The 19,127-nt window shown below is 73.2% G+C and carries 16 protein-coding genes; 2 read left to right on the forward strand and 14 right to left on the reverse strand.

Annotated elements, in window-relative coordinates; genetic code table 11:
• Positions 1 to 69: 69 nt before the first annotated feature.
• From rplS to proS, 7 genes are all read right to left on the reverse strand, one after another.
• Positions 70 to 420: a 50S ribosomal protein L19 gene (gene rplS, locus ABT048_RS29495; RefSeq protein ID WP_063347674.1), complete on the reverse strand. Its 351-nt coding sequence runs from the start codon at positions 418 to 420 to the stop codon at positions 70 to 72.
• 154 nt (positions 421 to 574) lie between these two features.
• Entirely contained in the window at positions 575 to 1,393 is an 819-nt protein-coding gene (gene trmD, locus ABT048_RS29500; RefSeq protein ID WP_350524630.1) for a tRNA (guanosine(37)-N1)-methyltransferase TrmD, read from the reverse strand.
• 122 nt (positions 1,394 to 1,515) lie between these two features.
• Positions 1,516 to 2,136 carry a ribosome maturation factor RimM gene (gene rimM / locus ABT048_RS29505; RefSeq protein WP_350524587.1) on the reverse strand — a complete coding sequence of 207 codons (621 nt, stop codon included), beginning with the start codon at positions 2,134 to 2,136 and terminating at the stop codon, positions 1,516 to 1,518.
• Between the two features lie 218 nt (positions 2,137 to 2,354).
• On the reverse strand, positions 2,355 to 2,594 hold the full coding sequence (locus ABT048_RS29510) for an RNA-binding protein (RefSeq protein WP_030056773.1): 240 nt from the start codon (positions 2,592 to 2,594) through the stop codon (positions 2,355 to 2,357).
• Positions 2,595 to 2,596: 2 nt separating this feature from the next.
• The gene (rpsP, locus tag ABT048_RS29515) at positions 2,597 to 3,025 is read right to left on the reverse strand and encodes a 30S ribosomal protein S16 (RefSeq protein WP_045700219.1); all 429 of its coding nucleotides are present in this window, start codon (positions 3,023 to 3,025) and stop codon (positions 2,597 to 2,599) included.
• Positions 3,026 to 3,484: 459 nt separating this feature from the next.
• On the reverse strand, positions 3,485 to 4,063 hold the full coding sequence (locus ABT048_RS29520; RefSeq protein WP_350524588.1) for a hypothetical protein: 579 nt from the start codon (positions 4,061 to 4,063) through the stop codon (positions 3,485 to 3,487).
• A 497-nt stretch (positions 4,064 to 4,560) separates the two neighbouring features.
• Positions 4,561 to 5,973, reverse strand: a complete 1,413-nt coding sequence (gene proS, locus ABT048_RS29525; protein ID WP_350524589.1) for a proline--tRNA ligase — start codon at positions 5,971 to 5,973, stop codon at positions 4,561 to 4,563.
• Positions 5,974 to 6,208: 235 nt separating this feature from the next.
• Between proS and ABT048_RS29530 the strand changes: the two genes are divergently transcribed.
• Positions 6,209 to 7,033: a class I SAM-dependent methyltransferase gene (locus ABT048_RS29530; protein ID WP_350524590.1), complete on the forward strand. Its 825-nt coding sequence runs from the start codon at positions 6,209 to 6,211 to the stop codon at positions 7,031 to 7,033.
• A gap of 54 nt (positions 7,034 to 7,087) precedes the next feature.
• Here the strand turns inward: ABT048_RS29530 and ftsH are convergent, their stop codons facing one another.
• The 7 genes from ftsH to nsdA form a co-directional block, all read right to left on the reverse strand.
• The gene (ftsH, locus tag ABT048_RS29535; RefSeq protein ID WP_350524591.1) at positions 7,088 to 9,124 is read right to left on the reverse strand and encodes an ATP-dependent zinc metalloprotease FtsH; all 2,037 of its coding nucleotides are present in this window, start codon (positions 9,122 to 9,124) and stop codon (positions 7,088 to 7,090) included.
• Positions 9,125 to 9,332: 208 nt separating this feature from the next.
• Positions 9,333 to 9,857 (reverse strand): GNAT family N-acetyltransferase, encoded by a 525-nt coding sequence (locus tag ABT048_RS29540; RefSeq protein ID WP_350524592.1) that lies wholly within the window; start codon positions 9,855 to 9,857, stop codon positions 9,333 to 9,335.
• A gap of 118 nt (positions 9,858 to 9,975) precedes the next feature.
• Positions 9,976 to 11,538 carry a signal recognition particle protein gene (ffh, locus tag ABT048_RS29545; protein WP_350524631.1) on the reverse strand — a complete coding sequence of 521 codons (1,563 nt, stop codon included), beginning with the start codon at positions 11,536 to 11,538 and terminating at the stop codon, positions 9,976 to 9,978.
• 124 nt (positions 11,539 to 11,662) lie between these two features.
• Complete coding sequence (locus tag ABT048_RS29550; protein WP_350524593.1) at positions 11,663 to 14,107, reverse strand: [protein-PII] uridylyltransferase; 2,445 nt, start codon at positions 14,105 to 14,107, stop codon at positions 11,663 to 11,665.
• A gap of 141 nt (positions 14,108 to 14,248) precedes the next feature.
• Positions 14,249 to 14,587: a P-II family nitrogen regulator gene (locus ABT048_RS29555; protein ID WP_350524594.1), complete on the reverse strand. Its 339-nt coding sequence runs from the start codon at positions 14,585 to 14,587 to the stop codon at positions 14,249 to 14,251.
• Positions 14,587 to 16,032 (reverse strand): ammonium transporter, encoded by a 1,446-nt coding sequence (locus ABT048_RS29560; protein ID WP_350524595.1) that lies wholly within the window; start codon positions 16,030 to 16,032, stop codon positions 14,587 to 14,589. Before ABT048_RS29560 ends, ABT048_RS29555 begins: the two co-directional genes overlap by 1 nt.
• Positions 16,033 to 16,330: 298 nt before the next feature.
• Entirely contained in the window at positions 16,331 to 17,785 is a 1,455-nt protein-coding gene (gene nsdA, locus ABT048_RS29565; protein ID WP_350524596.1) for a transcriptional repressor NsdA, read from the reverse strand.
• 634 nt (positions 17,786 to 18,419) lie between these two features.
• Here nsdA and ABT048_RS29570 point away from each other — a divergent pair.
• A complete protein-coding gene (locus ABT048_RS29570) occupies positions 18,420 to 19,112 on the forward strand; it encodes a bifunctional DNA primase/polymerase (protein WP_350524597.1) in 693 nt (230 codons plus the stop codon).
• Positions 19,113 to 19,127: the final 15 nt, after the last annotated feature.

Below are 19,127 nucleotides of genomic sequence, written 5' to 3' on the forward strand. Positions count from 1 at the left end.
GAGCTTACCTTGCGGTCGTTCGACCCCCGAGAGCGCTCCGATCCCCCGGCGAGGCCGGGGGCCGGTGGATCAGCGGTCGCGCTTCTCCTTGATCTTCGCGGCCTTGCCGCGGAGGTCACGCAGGTAGTACAGCTTGGCGCGGCGAACCGCACCGCGGGTCACGACCTCGATCTTCTCGACGACCGGGGTGTGCACCGGGAAGGTGCGCTCCACGCCGACGTTGAAGCTGACCTTGCGGACGGTGAAGGTCTCACCGACGCCGGCGCCGTGGCGACGGATGACGACGCCCTGGAAGACCTGGACACGGGAGCGGTTGCCCTCGATGACCCGGACGTGAACCTTCAGGGTGTCACCGGCGCGGAAGGCCGGGATGTCGGAACGCAGCGAGGCCGCGTCGACAGCAGCGAGCTTGTTGCTCATGTTGCTCTCCATCGCAGGCGCCACGGGCCGCCCACGGAAAATCGTCACAATGGGGTCTGCTGCGGGCCGCATCGGCTGACGGCGATCCCCCCGTGGCGGGGGCGCCGGTCCACGTGCCCCCTACGGGAGGGGACCAACGACAGACAGCAGCGGCCTATTCTTCCACACCACCGGCCACGGACCGAAATCGGCCGAGCTGCTCGTCCCAGGCCAGGCCGAGGATGCTGAGCGCCTCCCGCTCCTTCTTGTCGAAGGCGCCGTACTGCCAGCGCTCGACCAGGTCGGGGCGGTTCGCCAGGGTGCGGGCGAAGGCCTGCTCGCGCCGCCAGCGGGCGATCCGGCCGTGGTTGCCGCTGAGCAGCACGTCCGGCACGGTCCGGCCGCGCCACTCGGCGGGCTTGGTGTAGACCGGGCCCTCCAGCAGGTCCGCCATCGCACCCGGCGCGAAGGAGTCGTCGCGGTGGGACTCGGCGTTGCCGAGCACCCCGGGCAGCAGCCGGGCGATCGCCTCGACCATCACCAGGACGGCGACCTCGCCGCCGGCCAGGACGTAGTCGCCGATCGAGGCCTCGACCACCGGCATGCGGGTGGCGGCTTCCTCGATCACCCGGCGGTCGATGCCCTCGTACCGGGCGGGGGTGAAGGCCAGCCAGGGGCGGCCGGCCAGCTCCTGGGCGAGCTCCTGGGTGAACGGGCGCCCGCTCGGGGTCGGGACGACCAGCGTGGGCAGTTCGCCCTCGGGCCCGCCGGCGACCACCGCGTCCAGCGCCTCGCCCCACGGCTCGGGCTTCATCACCATGCCGGGCCCGCCGCCGTACGGGCTGTCGTCCACCGTGCGGTGCACGTCGTGGGTCCACTCGCGCAGGTCGTGGACGTGCACGTCCAGCTGGCCGCGCGCACGGGCCTTGCCGACCAGCGAGATGTTCAGCGGCTCCAGGTACTCGGGGAAGATCGTGACGACGTCGATGCGCATCCCGCTCTGCACGCCACCACCCTGCACGCCACCGCCAGGCACGCCACCACCCTGCACCGCACCACTCTGCGCAGCACCGCCGGGCACGGCGTCGCCCTGCACGGCACCGTTCTCCTCGACGGTCACCGCGACTCCTCCGGCCCCTCGGCCGCACCCTCGGTCGAGCCCTCAGCCGACTCCTCGGCCGCATCCTCGGCGCGCTCCGCCGAGGACGTACCGGCGACGTCGGCCTGCTCCGGGTCGATCAGCCCGGCCGGCGGGGTGATCACCGCACGCTGGTTCTCCAGGTCGATGGTCGGCACGATCTGGGTGACGAAGGGCACCAGCACCTCCGTGCCGTCGGCCTTCTTCACCGTGAGCAGGTCCTGGTACGGGAGGTGGACGACCTCGGTCAGCTCACCGACGAGGGTGCCGTCGAGCAGCACCACGTCCAGGCCGATCAGCTGGTGGTCGTAGTACTCCTCCGGGTCGTCGGGACGCTCCTCCGGGTCGACCTCGGAGATGAGCAGGGTGCCCCGGAGCGCCTCGGCCGCGTTGCGGTCCTTGACGCCGGCGAAGCGCAGCAGCAGCCGGCCGCTGTGCACCCGGCCGGACTCGACGGTCAGCGGCCCGACCGACGCGGGGTCGGTGAGCACGACGGCGCCCGGGCCGAGCCGGAGCTCCGGCTCGTCGGTGCGGACCTCGACGCTGACGTCCCCCCTGATGCCGTGGGCACGGCCGATCTTGCCGACGACGAGCTGCACGGTGATCGTTCTCCTGGAGTTCCTGAGCCGAGACGAACGCCCGACGCAATGCGAAGGGCCGGTGCGCAGGGCTGGTGCGATGGTGCGATGGGCTGGTGCGGTGGTGCGGTGGTGCGAGGGCGGCGCCGCGGGGCGCTGCCGGGAAACGAGAAAAGGCCGACCGGGACGACATGCGTCCCGGTCGGCCCCAAGCCCTGACGGCTGAACGAGCAGCTGCGTCAGCGGATGTTGTCCACGTCGACCAGGTCGACCCGGACGTTGCGACCGCCGAGGGCGCCGACCACGGTGCGCAGAGCGCGTGCCGTGCGGCCGCCCCGGCCGATCACCTTGCCGAGGTCATCGGGGTGCACTCGCACCTCGATGGTGTTGCCCCGACGCAGGTTGCGCGAACGCACCTGCACCTCGTCGGGGTGCTCGACGATGCCCTTCACCAGGTGGTCGAGGGCGTCCTCGATCACGATCAGGCCTCGGCGGCGGCGTCGGCCTCAGCCTCGGCCTTGTCCGACTTCTTGGCCTTCGGGGTGATGGCGACGCCGGTGGTGGCGTCCTCGAAGCCGGCGACGGCCTTGGCGAACAGGTGCGAGAAGTCCTCGACCTTCGGCTCCGCGACCTTCAGCGGGGCCGGAGCCGGCAGGCCCTTGAACTTCTGCCAGTCGCCGGTCAGCTTCAGGATGGCGAGCACCGGCTCGGTCGGCTGGGCGCCGACGGACAGCCAGTACTGGGCGCGGTCGCTGTCGACCTCGATCTTCGAGGGGTTGTAGGTCGGCTGGTAGATGCCGATCTCCTCGATCGCGCGGCCGTCACGCTTGGTGCGGGCGTCGGCGACGACGATGCGGTAGTGCGGGGAGCGAATCTTGCCGAGACGCTTGAGCTTGATCTTGACTGCCACGGGAGTGGATTCTCCTGGTGTTGACGTGGGTGAGCGGGCGCGCCGTCGCGTGGGGTTGCGGGGCGGACCGTTCAAGGGACACGCCAGCCGTAGGAGAGAGGGGTCCTGCTCGGCTGCCGAGTACTCAGCTGTCCATTCTGCCATACCGGCGCGAACCGCCTGCACACGGGCCGGGAGACGGAACAGGGCTCGACCGGGAGCCCCCGCTCCCGGTCCAGCCCACGAAGTCACCGTCGTACTGCTCTGCTGTTGTCCCGCTCGTGGCCGTCGAGCCGCCCGTGGCGGCTGTTCCGCCCGTGGCCGCCGATCCGCTCGTAGCGCCGGTCACCGCCCTGCCGTCGTACCGATCCGCCGTGCGACCGTCCCGCCGCACGGCGCGTACGCGCTCACGCGCCCGTCGTACCGCTCGCTCCGGCCGGACCGCTGCCCGCACAGCAGCCCCGCCGGGCCGTCGACCACTTACGCGATCTTGAACGGCTGCTGGCACGCGCCGCAGACGATGGACGCCTGCGCGAGCACCGACGGCACGACCCGGACGTTGCGTCCGCAGCCGCAGACCGCCTTGACCCGGACGCCGCCCCCGGAGGAGCCGTGCCGGGCGGCAGGACCGCGGAAGGCACGCGTCGAGCCGTCGCCGGCCACCGCTTCCTGGTGTGCGCCGAGGGCGCGGTCCAGGCGCTCGATGGTCCCGGCGTAGCGCTCCTGGGTCTCCTTGAGCATGGTCACCTGGGAGAAGCCGCTGCTCGCGTGCGGCTCGACCGGGTGCGCCAGGCCCAGCTCGGAAGCGAGCATCAGGAAGCGCCGGTTGTGGTAGCGGCCGGCCCGCGAGGTGTCCCGGATGTCCCGGGCCGCGGCCAGACCGTGGGCAGCCTCGTGGAGGAGCCGCTCGAAACCGAGCCGCGTGCCACAGGCCGAGGAGGATTCGCCGATCAGGGCCTCGGGCGAGGCCAGGTCGGGGAGGTCCTGGTGGTAGGCCTGGATGTCGCTCCAGGCGGCGGCCAGTTCGGCCGCGAGAACGAGGGGCTGTGTCGTGCTCACGCTAGACCAACGATGGAGTGCGAGCCGATGTTCCGCATGTTCCCGTTCTTCGGGAATTCACAGGGAACTCCCAGGAATGCCAGGTCGCGCGCGAATTGCACGCTCCGGATCTGACGCAAGACCAACCCCCTGCCTGTTTCGGCCCGTCGCAGAGTCGGCGGACCTGGTGAATTCCGTCCCGGGGGGCGGGCTGTCGCCCCCAGGACGTACGGCCCGTGGTCCCGCCTGATTGACAGGGCCACGGGCCGTACACCGTACCGCTATTCCGTTAATACCGGGAGTTGACCGGCCAGTAGGGATGTCCACGGTCGGGAGTCCCCCGGAAGAGTTACCGGATTCTTACCCATCCGCATTCCGGGCAAATGTCGCCGCCGAGGGTCATTACCTGCGGGTAACGAACAACCGGCGCACATCCGGCGGACATCCCCGGATCGCGGAAGAGCCGCGAAACGGCCCGGAACGACCTGGAACGGCCCGGAACGGAGGTGGAGCCGATCTCAGTACGCGCGGGCGACGATCGCGATGTTGCCGTCCTGGTCATCCGCCAGCGGCACCGAACCGTCGGCCGCGACGATGCAGCGCACCGTGACGCCCTGCTCGGCCAGCTTGGCCTCGCCCTCCGCGCCGAGCTCGGCCCAGGAGATGCGGCCCCAGCCGGTCGCGGCGGCCTCGACGGCCTCGTCGATGTTCTTGACGTCGACCGTGCGGGACTCGCGGCGCTCGCGGGACTGGCGCAGCAGCAGCGCCTGGTCCTCCTCCAGCACGCCCGGGACCAGCTCGGCCAGGGCGTCGATGGAGACCGGCTCCTTGCCGCCCGGGATGCGGCGGGCCAGCATCGCGGTGCCGTTCTCCAGGTCGCGCGGGCCCACCTCGATGCGCAGCGGAACGCCCTTGAGCTCCCAGTCGACGGCGCGGCGGCCGAACGGGGTGTCGGTGCGGTCGTCGACCACGACCCGGACGCCGACGGCCTCCAGCCGGGCGCCGATCTCGCGGACCTTGGCGATGACCGCGTCGTCGCCCTTGATCGCGAGCACGACGGCCTGGACGGCGGCCAGACGCGGGGGCACCCGCAGGCCGTTGTCGTCGCCGTGGGACATGATCAGGCCGCCGACCATGCGGGTCGAGACGCCCCAGGAGGTCTGCCAGACGTGCTCGCGCTCGGCACCCTGGAGCTGGTAGGTGGTGTTGAACGCCTTGGCGAAGTTCTGGCCCAGCTCGTGGCTGGTGCCCATCTGCAGCGCCTTGCCGTCACCCATCATGCCTTCGAGGGTGAGGGTGTTGATGGCGCCGGCGAAGCGCTCCTTGGCGGTCTTGCGGCCCAGCACGACGTCGATGCCGAGCACGTTGGTCATGAAGTCGCCGTAGACCTGGGTGTGGATCATCGAGGCGTACTCACGGGCGTCCTCGTACGTGGCGTGGGCGGTGTGGCCCTCCTGCCAGAGGAACTCGGTGGTGCGCAGGAAGACGCGCGGGCGCAGCTCCCAACGGACCACGTTGGCCCACTGGTTGATCAGCAGGGGCAGGTCGCGGTGGCTCTGCACCCACTTCGAGAAGTACTCGTTGATGATCGTCTCGGAGGTGGGCCGGACGACGACCGGCTCCTCCAGCTGCTTGCCGCCGCCGTGGGTGACCACCGCGAGTTCGGGCGCGAAGCCCTCGACGTGCTCCGCTTCCTTGGTCAGGTAGGACTGCGGGATGAACATCGGGAAGTAGGCGTTCTGCGCGCCGGCCTTCTTGATCCGGGCGTCCATCTCCTGCTGCATCCGCTCCCACAGGCCGTAGCCGTACGGTCGGATGACCATGGTGCCGCGCACCGGACCGTTGTCGGCCAGCTCGGCCTTGTTGATGAGGTCCTGGTACCAGCGCGGGAAGTCTTCCGCCTGAGGGGTGAGAACGGGTGCCTTAGCCATGGGGCGAATGGTACGGGGAGCGACCCCCTGACTTCGAATCGGATTCACACCCGCGTCGGTGTCACGCCCGCGGTCGGCGCCGGACCGGCCCGCGGGGCGGGGGGCGCACCACCGCGACACGCGCGCACCACCCTGCACCCCTCTGGACGCCGGGCCCGACCCGCTGTTCGCTGGAGTGGGGCGGGACTTTGGGGGAGCCGTAGCAGCACACCGAAGGACCGGATGGGAGGCCGCGATGGCTTCAGCTCGGACGACCGGCACGACCGTACGACCAACAGGCGCACGCGCGCACCACCCGCAGCCCGGGGCAGCCGGGCCCGCGCGGGCGCGCGACTGGGCGGAGATCCAGGAACGCATGCTGGTGCCGCTCTACGAGGCGGTCTACGACCGGCTGGAGGTCGGCCCGGCGAGCAGCGTGCTGGGCCTGGGCTGCCGGTCCGGACTGGCCCTGTTGCTGGCCGCCGGGCGGGGCGCACAGGTCGCCGGGCAGGAGCCGCGGGACGAGCTGCGCGAGCTGGCCCGCGACCGCCGGCTGCGGGTGTGCGCCGGGCCCCGGCCGACCGCCGCCGTCGCCCGCTCGGCCCATTCGCTGGTGACGGTTTTCGAGCAGCTGCCCGGCGCCGTCGATCCCCTCCCGGTGGTGGCCGAGGCCGCCCGGCTCACCCTTCCGGGCGGGCACGTGGTGCTCGCCGCCTGGGGCCCGCCGGAGCGCTGCGAGAGCGCCCCGGTGCTGGACGTGGCCCGGCGGATGGCGGGCCGCACCACCTCGCGCGACCCGTTCGAGCTCAGCGCGCCCGGAGCCCTGGAGGACCTGCTCGGCCCGGCCGGCCTGCGCCCGGCCGGCAGCGGCCGGGTGAGCTGCCCGTTCGCCTACGCGGACCTCGACAGCGCGGTCCGCGGTCTGCTCTCCACCGGCCTGTTCGAGGCGGCCGAGGAGTTCTCCGGCGCCTCGCTGGTGGCCAAGGAGCTGGAGGAGGCGCTGCAGCCGTACCTGCGCGCCGACGGCTCGGTCCGGATGGAGAACGTGTTCCGCTACCTGGTCGCCGAGCGGCCTCGCTAGGAGACGTGAACCGGGGGCGCCCGCCGCAGTGGCGAGCGCCCCCGGCAGCCGGCGTCACGCCCGGCCGAGCGACTTCCCGTCGGGCCCCTCAGGCCCCTCACGCTTCTCGGCCCCCGCAGAGGCCCCGGCGGACCCCGCGGACCCCGCGGAGGCTCCCTCGACCCCCTCGGCGGCCCCCTCGGAGGCCCCGTCCCGCGGCACCCCCGCCGCCCGGTACGCCGCCTCCTCGTCCAGCGTCTCCGCCTCCAGCAGCGCCGCCGCCAGTGCGTCCAGCCGGTGCCGCTGCTCGGTCAGCAGCCGGACCGCGTCGTCGTAGCACTCGGAGACGATCCGCCGGGCCTCCTCGTCCACCGCGTCCAGGGTGGTCGGCGCGGCGGAGAGCCCGTACGCGCCCTGCGGGTCCGAGGGCACCGCGGTGAGCCGGCCGACCCGCTCGCTCATCCCCCAGCGCCCGGCCATCCCGCGGGCGATGTTGGTGACCTGTTCCAGGTCGCTCTCCGCGCCGGTGGTGATCACCCCGTAGACCACCTGCTCGGCCGCCATGCCGCCGAGCGCGCCGATGATCCGGCCGCGCAGATAGGGCTCGGTGTACGAGTAGCGGTCGTTCTCCGGGGTGGAGAGCGTGACGCCGAGCGCCCGGCCGCGCGGCACGATGGTGATCTTGCGGACCGGGTCCGCGCCGGGCTGGAGCATGCCCAGCAGCGCGTGCCCGCTCTCGTGGTACGCCGTCCGCTCGCGCTCCTCCTGAGGCATCACCAGCGGTCGCACGGCGCCCAGTTGGACCTTCTCCAGGGCGTCCGAGAGGTCCCGCTCGTTGACCGCGTCCTGCTGGCGCTTGACGGCCAGCAGGGCGGCCTCGTTGACCAGGTTGGCGAGCTCCGCGCCGGTCATCCCGGGGGTGACCTTCGCCAGCTGCCGGAGGTCGGTGCCGCCGGCCAGCGGGACGGTGCGGGTGTGGATGCGCAGGATGGCGGCGCGGCCCTCCCGGTCGGGCGGGCTGACGGTGATCCGCCGGTCGAAGCGGCCGGGGCGCAGCAGCGCCGGGTCGAGCACGTCGGACCGGTTGGTCGCGGCGATCACGATGACGCCCTCGGAGCCGCTGAAGCCGTCCATCTCGGTGAGGATCTGGTTGAGCGTCTGCTCGCGCTCGTCGTGCCCGCCCATGCCGCCGCCCGCGCCGCGCTGGCGTCCGATGGTGTCGATCTCGTCGATGAAGATGATCGCCGGGGCGACCTTGCGGGCCTCGGCGAACAGCTCGCGGACCCGGCTGGCGCCGACGCCGACGATCATCTCGATGAACTCGGAGGCGGAGGCGGAGAAGAACGGCACGTCGGCCTCGCCGGCCACGGCCCGGGCCAGCAGGGTCTTGCCCGTCCCGGGCGGCCCGCTCAGCAGCACGCCGCGCGGCATCTTGGCCCCGAGCTTGCGGTACCGGTCGGGGTTCTTCAAGTAGTCGACGACCTCGGTGAGTTCGGCCTCGACCTCGTCGATGCCGGCCACATCGGCGAAGGTGGTGCGCTTGCCTTGCTCGGCGGTGACCGGCTTGGGCGGCGTCTTGCGCCCGAGCGGTCCGGCGCCGAGGCCGCCGGCCATCCGGCGGGCGAGCAGCACCCAGATGAAGATCAGCAGCAGCATCGGGGCGAGCGAGAGCAGCAGGTTGGTGAGGAAGCTGCGCTGCTGGACCGGCGAGGTGGCGGTGACCTCGACGCCCTGCTGCTGCAGCGTGGCCCACAGGTTGTCGTTCGCGAAGGAGGGCCGCTGGGTGTCGAACTCGGTGTAGTCGCCCTTGCCGCCGTCCGGCTTGGGCTGAGCGGTCTTGAGGGTGCCCTCGATCGCGTCGCCCTTGGCGTAGATCTTGGTGATGTTGCCCTTGTTCAGCTGGTTGTTGAACTCGGTGTACGAGATCGTGGTGGCGCCCTCGTTGCCGAAGACGGACAGCAGCACGTCGGAGATCAGGAACACCACGAGGGCGGTGAGGACGAGACCGGTCCAGCCGCCGGGCATCCGCCGTCGGGGCGGGGGCGGGGGCGGGGCGCCCTCGGAGCGCCAGGGCTGGTCGGGGGTCTGACGCGGCGGCACGGGTTCGGTCACCCACCGGACGATACGGACAGGTGCTCGGGCGGGCCAACCGCAACGCCGCGCCCGAGCGCCCGCCCGGGGGCGCCCGGAGCCGGCCGCGCGGCCGCCCCGAACCCCTCCCACCAGCCGCTGTGCCGGGCGCCTCCACCAGCGGCTCCGCCTGCCCACCAGCGGCTCCGCCTGCCCGCCGGCAGCTGTGCCGGGGCGCCCCCACCGACGCCTAGGCCGCGGCGCCTGGCCACTCCTCGGCGGTCAGCGCGAACCGCTCGTGGTCGCGCCAGTCGCCCTGCAGGAACAGCATCCGCGGCGAGAAGCCCTCGTGCCGGAAGCCCAGCCGCTTGGCCATCGCGACCGAGCGCTCGTTGTCGGGCTGCACGTTGATCTCCAGCCGGTGCAGCCCCAGCCCGCCGGCCGACTGCGGCGCGAAGCAGCGGTCCAGGACCAGCCGCATGCCCTCGGTCATCCGCCCGGTGCCGGCGAACGGCAGGTACGCGTCGTAGCCCAGCGTGGCGTTGCAGAACCGGCTCATCACGATGTTGGCGACGTTCACCTTGCCGACCAGCCCGCCGGTCTCCCCGTCGAGGATCAGGAAGGTGCGCAGCCCCGCGCCCTGGCGCTCCAGCAGCTCGGGCAGCCCGTCCGGCTCGACCGGGTTCCACCGGCCGATGTGGTCGGCGGACCGCCGGACCGCGTCGGCGTACACAACCGCGTCTTCTGCCCTCGGGGCCCTGATCGTCACTCGCATGCCCCCATCATCGGACACACGATCGGCCCGCCGCCCGGAAACTCCGGACGACGGGCCGACCAGGACCGGCCGGGGCCGATCGGGACCGGTCCCGGACGGATCCAGGACCGGTCGGGACCTACAGCAGGTCCTTGAACTCCTTGGGCAGCTCGAAGTCGGCCGGGCCCTTGCCCGCGCCGAGGCCGAACGCCCCGCCGTCCGCCGGCTGGCCGGCGCCCGGGCCGAGCGCGCGGCGCTCGGCGGCCGCGGCCTCCTCCTGGGCCCGCTTCAGCGGGTTGCCGCTCTTGCGCTTGCCCTTGGCCTGCGGGGCCTTCTTGCCGGACTTCTTCGAGCCGCCGCCCATGCCCGGGATCCCCGGCATGCCGGGCATGCCCTTGCCGGAGGCCATCGCGGACATCATCTTGCGGGCCTCGAAGAACCGCTCGACCAGGTTCTTCACCTCGCCGACCTGGACGCCCGAGCCCTTGGCGATGCGGGCCCGGCGGGAGCCGTTGATCAGCTCCGGCTCGGCGCGCTCGGTCGGGGTCATCGACTTGATGATGGCGCCGACCCGGTTGACGTCCTTGTCGTCGATGTTGTTGATCTGGTCCCGGATCTGGCCCATGCCGGGCAGCATGCCGAGCAGCTTGGAGATCGAGCCCATCTTCTGGACCTGCTCCAGCTGCGACAGGAAGTCGTCCAGGGTGAACTGCTTCGGGCCGCCGCGCAGCTTGGCGGCGATCTTCTCGGCCTCGGCCTGCGAGAAGGTCTGCTCGGCCTTCTCGATCAGCGAGAGGACGTCACCCATGCCGAGGATGCGCGAGGCCATCCGGTCCGGGTGGAAGGCGTCGAAGTCGTCGACCTTCTCGCCGTTGGAGGCGAACATGATCTGCCGGCCGGTGACGTGCGCGACCGACAGCGCGGCACCGCCGCGGGCGTCGCCGTCGAGCTTGGAGAGCACGACACCGGTGAAGTCGACGCCGTCGAGGAAGGCCTGCGCGGTGGTGACCGCGTCCTGGCCGATCATCGCGTCGACGACGAACAGGACCTCGTCCGGGTTCACCGCGGCGCGGATGTCGGCGGCCTGCTGCATCAGCTCGGCGTCGATGCCCAGGCGGCCGGCGGTGTCGACGACGACGACGTCGTACTGCTTCTGCTTGGCGTACTCGATCGAGTCCTTGGCCACCTGCACCGGGTCGCCGACGCCGTTGCCCGGCTGCGGGCCGTAGAAGGCCACACCGGCACGCTCGGCGACGACCTGGAGCTGGTTGACCGCGTTGGGGCGCTGGAGGTCGCAGGCGACCAGCAGCGGGGTGTGCTTCTGCTGCTTCAGCCAGTGGCCGAGCTTGCCCGCGAGGGTGGTCTTACCGGCACCCTGCAGACCGGCGAGCATGATGACCGTCGGGCCGCTCTTGGCGAACCGCACCCGGCGGGTCTCGCCGCCGAGGATCGCGATGAGCTCCTCGTTGACGATCTTGATGATCTGCTGCGCCGGGTTCAGCGCACCGGAGACCTCGGCACCGAGGGCGCGGTCCTTGACCTGCTTGATGAAGGCCCGGACGACCGGCAGCGCGACGTCCGCCTCCAGCAGCGCGATGCGGATCTCGCGGGCGGTGGCGTCGATGTCCGCCTCGCTGAGGCGGCCCTTGCCCCGGAGGTTCTTGAACGTCGCTGCGAGGCGATCGGAAAGGGTGTCGAACACGTCGTCGCGGGTCCTCTGCGGCATCGGTATCGGTACGGTCGTCGTCCCCCAGGGTATCCAACCGCCCCGGGTGAGGTCTCCACCCCCGTTCGCGGACATCGTCGACCCCGGCTCCCGGCGCCCGTCAGCCGAGCGCCGCCCGGACCGCCGCCGCCACCTCCCCGGCCCGCCGGGCGGCCAGCGGGCGGCCCTGCGCGTCGGTCAGGTAGAAGGAGTCGACGGCCTCCGCGCCCAGCGTGGAGACGTGCGCGGTGCGCACCCGGACGCCCGCCCCGTCCAGCGCCCGGCCGATCCGGTGCAGCAGCCCGGGGGCGTCGTGCGCGCGGACCTCCAGCACGGTCGCGGTCGCCGAGGCCACCGCGGGCGCCACCGCGACCAGCGGCGGCGGGGTCGGGATGCCCCGGCGGCGCGGGGCGGCGGCGTCCCGCTCGGCGAGGCGCCGCTCGACGTCCAGCGAGCCGTCCAGCGCCCGCCGCAGGTCGGCCCGCAGCCGGGCCGCCTCGGGCAGCTCGCCGAACTCGGCCGCCACCCGCCAGGACAGCAGGAGCACGGGCCCGGCACCGATCGGGTCGAGCTCGCGCAGTCCGGCCGAGCGGACGGTCAGCCGGTGCAGCGCGAGCACCCCGGCGGCGGTGCCGAGCAGCCCGGGGCGGTCGGGGACGGCCAGGGTCAGCTCGACGCCCATCGGCTCGGTGCCCGGGTCCGCCCCCTCGGCCTGGGCGTGCAGCGACAGTGCCGGCTCACCGGTGCGGGCCGCCTCGACCGCGAGCCGCTCCTGCTCGGTGGTGGGCGCCGCCTCCACCGGCGCGGTGCCGGCCCCGGCCAGCCGGTCGGCCGCCCGGGCCACCAGGCCGCCGACCAGCGAGGCCCGCCAGCTGCTCCACGCGGCCGGGCCGGTGGCCAGTGCGTCCGCCTCGGTGAGCGCGTGCAGCAGCTCCAGCTCCGGCAGAGTGGTGACCGCCTTGGTGATCGCCTCGACGGTGGCCGGGTCGTCCGGGTCGCGCCGGGTGGCGGTGTCCACCAGGGTCAGGTGGTGGCGGACCAGCACCGCCAGGGTCTCGGTGTCCTCGGGGCCGAAGCCCATCCGGGGGGCGAGGTCGCGGACGATCACCTCGCCGGCCTCGCTGTGGTCCCCGGGCCAGCCCTTGCCGATGTCGTGCAGCAGCGCGGCGACCAGCAGCAGGTCGGGCCGGGCCACCCGGCGGGTCATCGCGGCGGCCTTCACCGCCGTCTCCACCAGGTGCCGGTCCACGGTCCAGCGGTGCACGGCGTTGCGCTGCGGACGGCAGCGCACCCGCTCCCAGTCCGGCAGCAGCCGGGTGACCAGCCCCTCCGCCTCCAGCGCCTCCCACACCGGGACGGCCGCCTCCCCCGCGCCCAGCAGGGTGACCAGCTGCTCGCGCGCCTCATCGGGCCAGGGCACCGGCAGCGGACGGCACTCCGCGGCGAGCCGGCGCACCGTCGCGTACGAGACGGTCAGCCCGTTCTGCGCGGCGGCGGCCGCGGCGCGCAGCGGCAGCACCGGGTCGGCGGCCGGGCGGGCGCCCTGGGCCAGCACCGCCTCGCCGTCCTGTTCGACCACGCCCTCGGCGAGCGGGCGGCGCTCGACCGCGCCCCGGGCCACCGCGCCCGCGCCGCGGCCGACTCCGGTGAACGGCGCGGCGAACGGGAAGGCGCGCCGCACGGCCCGCCGGCCCCGGCCGCTGCGGGCGGCGAGCACCCGCTCGACCGCCCGCCAGGTGACGTCGCTCGCGTAGGCGATGGTCCGGGCGGCCTCGTAGACCTGGCGCAGCAGGGTGTCGGCGTCCAGCACGCCGAGCCGTTCGGCGACCTGGTCCTGGTCCTGCAGGCTCAGCCGCTCGGTGGCCCGGCCGGTGACCAGGTGCAGCGCGTCGCGGACGTCGGCGAGGCGCAGCGCGGCGGCGTCGAGGCCGTCCCGGGGCGCGTCGGCGAGCCAGCTGGCGGCGACGGCGTCGAGCGCGACCACGTCGCGCAGGCCGCCGCGGGCCTCCTTGAGGTCCGGCTCCAGCAGGAAGGACAGCTCGCCGTGGCGTTCGGACCGCTCGCGGGCCAGCTCGCGCAGCTCGGGCAGGCGTGCGGGGGCGCTCGCGCGCCAGTCGGTGAACACCGCGGCGCGCAGCTCGGCGGTGAGCGCCGGGTCCCCGGCGAGGTGGCGGGCGTCCAGCAGGCCGAGCTGGGCCTTGAGGTCGGCGGCGGCGACCGCCCGGGCCTCGGCGACGGTGCGCACCGAGTGGTCGAGCTTGGCGCCCGCGTCCCAGACCGGGTACCAGATCCGCTCGGGCAGCTCGCGGGGGATCGGGCCGTCGTGCAGCAGCAGGACGTCCAGGTCGCTGCGCGGGGAGAGCTCGCCGCGCCCGTACCCGCCGACGGCGACCAGGGCGACGCCGGGCGGGGCTCCGGCGGCGGCGAGCAGCCCGGCCAGCCAGTCGTCGGTGAGCCGGGCGAGCGCCTCGCGGCGGGGGCGGCCGACCGGGCCTGGGTCGGCGAGCAGCGCGGCCCGGGCGGCGGAGTGGTCGGCGGGCTCGGAGGGCCTGGTCTCGGTGGTCATGCGCTGGGTCCCGTCCGTCGTGCGGGTGAGCCGTCCCGCGGTGCGCCGGGCATCCGGTGCGGTGCGGTTCGGCCGAGCGGGGTACGCCGTCGGCGGGCCCGCGGCCCCCGGAGGGATCACGGGCCCGCCGACGGGCGGGGGCTACAGGGCGTCCGGGCCGCGCTCGCCGGTGCGGACCCGTACGGCGGTGTCGACCGGGATGCTCCAGACCTTGCCGTCGCCGATCTTCCCGGTCCGGGCGGCCTTCACCAGGACGTCGATCAGGTCGTCGGCGTCCTCGTCCTCGACCAGGACCTCGATCCGGACCTTCGGTACCAGGTCCACCGTGTACTCGGCGCCCCGGTAAACCTCGGTGTGGCCGCGCTGGCGGCCGTAGCCGCTGGCCTCGGTGACGGTCAGGCCGTGGACCCCGAAGGCCTGCAGGGCGGCCTTCACCTCGTCCAGGCGGTACGGCTTGATCACGGCGGTGATGAGCTTCATCAGGCGTCGACCTCGGTCTTCTCGGCGGCCTTTCCGGCGGCCTTCTCGGTGGGCTTCTCGGCGGACTTCGGTGCTGCCGTCGGCGCGGGCTTCGCGGCGGACGACCCGGCCGTCGAACCGAGGGACGCACCGCCGGTCGGACCGGCCGGCGCGGCGGCCGCGGCCGGACCCGACAGGGCGCGGGCCAGGCCCGCCCCGACAGCGCTGAAATCGTAGGCGGACTCGGCGTGTTCGGCCTGGTCGATGCCGGCCACCTCGACCTCCTCGGCGACCCGGAAGCCGACCAGCTTGTCGACCGCCTTGGCCAGCAGCCAGGAGAGGACGAAGGAGTACGCCGCGACCACGGCCACACCCATCGCCTGCTTGCCGAGCTGGCCCAGCCCGCCGCCGTAGAACAGGCCCTTGGCGGTCTGGCCGACCCCACCGGTGGCGAACAGGCCGACCAGCAGCGAGCCGATCGCCCCGCCCACCGCGTGCACGCCCACCACGTCGAGCGAGTCGTCGAAGCCCCAGCGGTACTTCAGCGAGACGGCGGCGGCGCAGACCGCGCCCGCGACCAGACCGATCGCGACCGCGCCGAGCGGGCTGACCGAGCCGCAGGCCGGGGTGATCGCGACCAGTCCGGCCACCGCGCCGGAGGCGGCGCCCAGCGTGGTGAAGGCGCCGTGCTTGAGCTTCTCGAAGACCAGCCAGCCGACCAGCGCCGCGCCGGTGGCGACCTGCGTGTTGACCATCGCCATCGCGGCGACCCCGTTGGCGGCCAGCGCCGAGCCCGCGTTGAAGCCGAACCAGCCGAACCACAGCAGGCCGGAGCCGAGCATCACCAGCGGCAGGCTGTGCGGGCGCATCGGGTCCTTCTTGAAGCCGACCCGCTTGCCCAGCACCAGGCAGAGCGCCAGACCCGCCACACCGGCGTTGATGTGCACGGCCGTGCCGCCGGCGAAGTCGATCACGCCGTTCCGGTCGCCCAGCCAGCCGCCGTGGCCGCCGTCGAAGAAGAACACCCAGTGCGCGACCGGGAAGTAGACGACGGTCACCCAGAGCGCGATGAACAGGCCCCAGGCGGCGAACTTGGCGCGGTCCGCGATGGCGCCGCTGATCAGCGCCGGGGTGATGATCGCGAACATCAGCTGGAACATCGCGAAGGCGGTGACCGGGATGGTCCCGGTCAGCTCGTTCAGGCCGATGCCGCGCATCCCCAGGAAGTCCAGGTTGCCGATCAGCCCGCCGAAGGAGTCCGGCCCGAAGCTGAGCGAGTACCCGTAGAGGACCCAGAGCACTGTGACGATGCCGAGCGAGAGGAAACTCATCGCCAGCATGTTCAGGGTGCTCTTGGCCCTGACCATGCCCCCGTAGAAGAAGGCCAGGCCCGGGGTCATGAGCATGACCAGGGCTGCACTGATGAGCACGAAGGCGGTGTCGCCCGCGCTGAAGCCGTCCGGCATCGGCGTCTCCTCTGCGTCCAAGCCGATCCGCACCCGGGTACCTGTCCCGTGCCACCCGGGGTGTCGGCGTTGAAGAGGAGCGTGCCGAAGGCTGGTTTCGGCCAGTGCGGCCGGTTGTTTCGCGACCGTGACGCGTGCGACGCGCGGGTTACGGCTGCGTGAACCGCAGCCCCGGAACCGCCCGGACGGGCTACCGTGCCGCCGCGCGCCCGGCCCCGCCCACGCGGGAACCACCGACCGCGACGGCGGCGGCCGGCACGGTCGGTGGAGTCCGGGAAGTGCCCGGGAGGTGCGCCGATCAGACCACCGAGACGTACTCCGGGATGTCCTGAACGACCCGCTCCTTGAGCCGGCTCACCGCGTCCACGCCCTGGAACCGGGCGGCCGCGGCCTCCGTGGTCTTGCGCACCCGGGAGTTCAGCCGCTCCGAGCGCACCTTGGTCGCGATGTCCACCGCCTGCTCGGCCATCACCGCCGCCTGCTCGGCCTCCTTCTGCAGCAGGTGCACGCTGGCCATGCCGATCAGGTTGAAGGCGTACGAGCGCACGTGGTCGCCGTCCCGGCGGAACAGGTCGACCGCGCGCTCCATCACCGGCGCCGACAGCGAGGCGTACAGCTGGGCGTTGTCGGAGTGGTACGCGAGGTCGCGGAAGGAGTGCGCGTTCTCGGCGTTCAGCTCGGCCGGCGAGAAGAACTTCAGCCAGTCCGGCTCGTCGTCGCCGTCGCGGATGTCGGTGAAGGTGTCCTCGGCCAGCCGGACCGCCCGGGCGCAGCGGTTCACCTCCCCGATGGTGGCGTAGGCCCGCGCCTCCATCGCGTACAGCAGGGACTGCTGGCGCGGGCCGGCGGTGTCACGGCTGCCGTACTGCGCCAGGTGGATCAGCTCCAGGGCGTCCTCGCCCCGGTTGAGGTGGATCATCTGGCGGCTCATGTCGGTGAGGATCAGCGCGCCGAACGGGCGGTCGCCGGCCTCCTTGGCCGCGTGCAGGGCCAGCACGTAGTACTTCTGCGCGCTCGGGTGCATCCCGACGTCGTACGACATCCACCCGGCCAGGTGGGCGAGCTCGGCGGTGAGCCGGAACAGCCGCCGGGTGGTGTCCTCGTTGTACGTCTCCTGGAGCAGGTCGGTGACCTCGTGCAGCTGGCCGACGACGGCCTTGCGGCGCAGCCCGCCGCCGTTCTGGGCGTCCCACTGGCGGAACATGACCGTGGTCTGCTCCAGCAGTTCCAGCTCGGGCTCGGAGAGCCGGCCGGTGAACGCCTCGCCGCCGTTGGCCGCGGTGAGGATCGGGGTGGGGATGCCGGTCGGGCCGGGGGTCAGCCAGCGCTGCATCGGCTCGATCAGCGCGGCGCCGGCGGTCAGCGCCAGCGAGGTGCCGAGGAAGCCCCGGCGGTTGAGCATCAGGTCGCTGCGGGAGTAGTCACTGATCAGCTGGACGGTCTGCGGACCGCTCCACGGCAGGTCGACGCCGCCGCCCACGGTGGAGACCGGGATCGCGGCGCGCAGGCCGAGGTCCTCGATCGAGACCACCGAGCCGAAGCGCTCGGAGAAGAGCTCGGACATGATCTTGGGGATCGGCTCGCGCGGCTGCTCGCCGTCGAGCCAGCGGCGCACCCGGGAGGTGTCGGTGGACACGTGGTGGGCGCCGATCTGCCGGGCCCGTCGGTTGACCTGACGCGCCAACTCGCCCTTGGACCAACCGCTGCGGGCGAACCACGTGGTCAGCTTCTCATTGGGTTGCTTCTCTGCCATGGGAACGTCCCATCCCGCCCGGCCCCTCGCGGGGCCCCCGATCGTGACCGCCCGACGGTTGCGGGCTCTTGCCAGACGTGCCTGCCGTGCGTGCTGCCTGCCGCGCCCGTGGTGGTGCCGTACCGCGCCCTCGCACTGGCGTGCCATCGTCGCGGACGATCCGTCAGATTCCCAACTCCCGCTCTCCGGCGGCCCGGAGCGGGATCCCGACGGCATCCGCGTGCTGAACGTAATGCCCCGCGAGGTGCCCGCGGGAGCGCCCCTGGCGAAACGCCACCTTTCGCCACCCCCAGGAGTGAACCGAAGTCAGGGGGCACACGCTTCACTAGGTAGTCCCGACGGTCCGGCATATGCGGGCCGCCAAGTCGCCCGGACCATCCCGGGAGACCCGGCAGGGCCAGCAATCCACCGCAGCCACAGGCGAGTTCAGCGCCCACTCCGGGCGGCAACAGTCTCGCGCACACGACGATCCGGCATCCGCGCCGCCCCCACAAGGCGGCGCCCGAGGCGCACCACCGGAACAGGCGCACGCCACGCGCTGCGCGCCGCCACCGCACTACGCACCACACACCTGACAATCGACACACAGTCACCGTCCCGTAACCATCGGCAACGAGAACCTGTTGGGGGAGGCATGGACAACCTGTTCGGCGAACTTCGACTGGGGAGCCTGCGGCTGGCACCGCTGGGCGCGCGCCGCCGCACCAAGGTCACCGCGTCCCAGGCCGCCGCGGAGTACACCGGCCGCTGGGGCTGGGCTGTCGCCACCGGCGACCCGGCCACCGGCACCCCGGGCTCCGGCGCCACCGCCCCGACCCGCTGTCCCTGCGGAGCCGCCCGCTGCGCCGCGCCCGGCCTGCACCCCGTACCGGGCGGCGAGGGCCGGGCCCGCACCGGGCGGGCCGAGGCCTCGGTCCTGTTCCCCACCGGCCGGGCCTTCGACGTGCTGGACGTCCCCGAGCAGGCCGGCCTGCAGGCGCTGGTCCGGCTGGAGCGGATGGGCACCCAGGTCGGCCCGGTGCTCTCCGCCCCCACCGGACGGCTGCAGTTCCTGGTCGCCGCCGGCACCGCCCGCCGCCTGCCCGACCTGCTCTACCGGATGGGCTGGGACGACGCGGCGCTCGACCTCACCTGCCACGGCGAGGGCAGCTACGTCGCCGCCCCGCCGACCGTCCTCGGCGGCCTCGGCCCGGTCCGCTGGCTGCGCCGCCCCACCCGCGACAACGCCGGCTGCCCGCCCGAGGCCCGGCTGCTGCTCGGCACCCTCGCCTACGCGTGCCACCGCGGCCGCGAGCGCACCGCCGAGCCGGCCTGGATCGCCTCCTAGCGGGGACCGCCCGGA

The sequence above is a fragment of the Kitasatospora sp. NPDC096140 genome (assembly GCF_040303045.1).
GTDB lineage: Bacteria > Actinomycetota > Actinomycetes > Streptomycetales > Streptomycetaceae > Kitasatospora.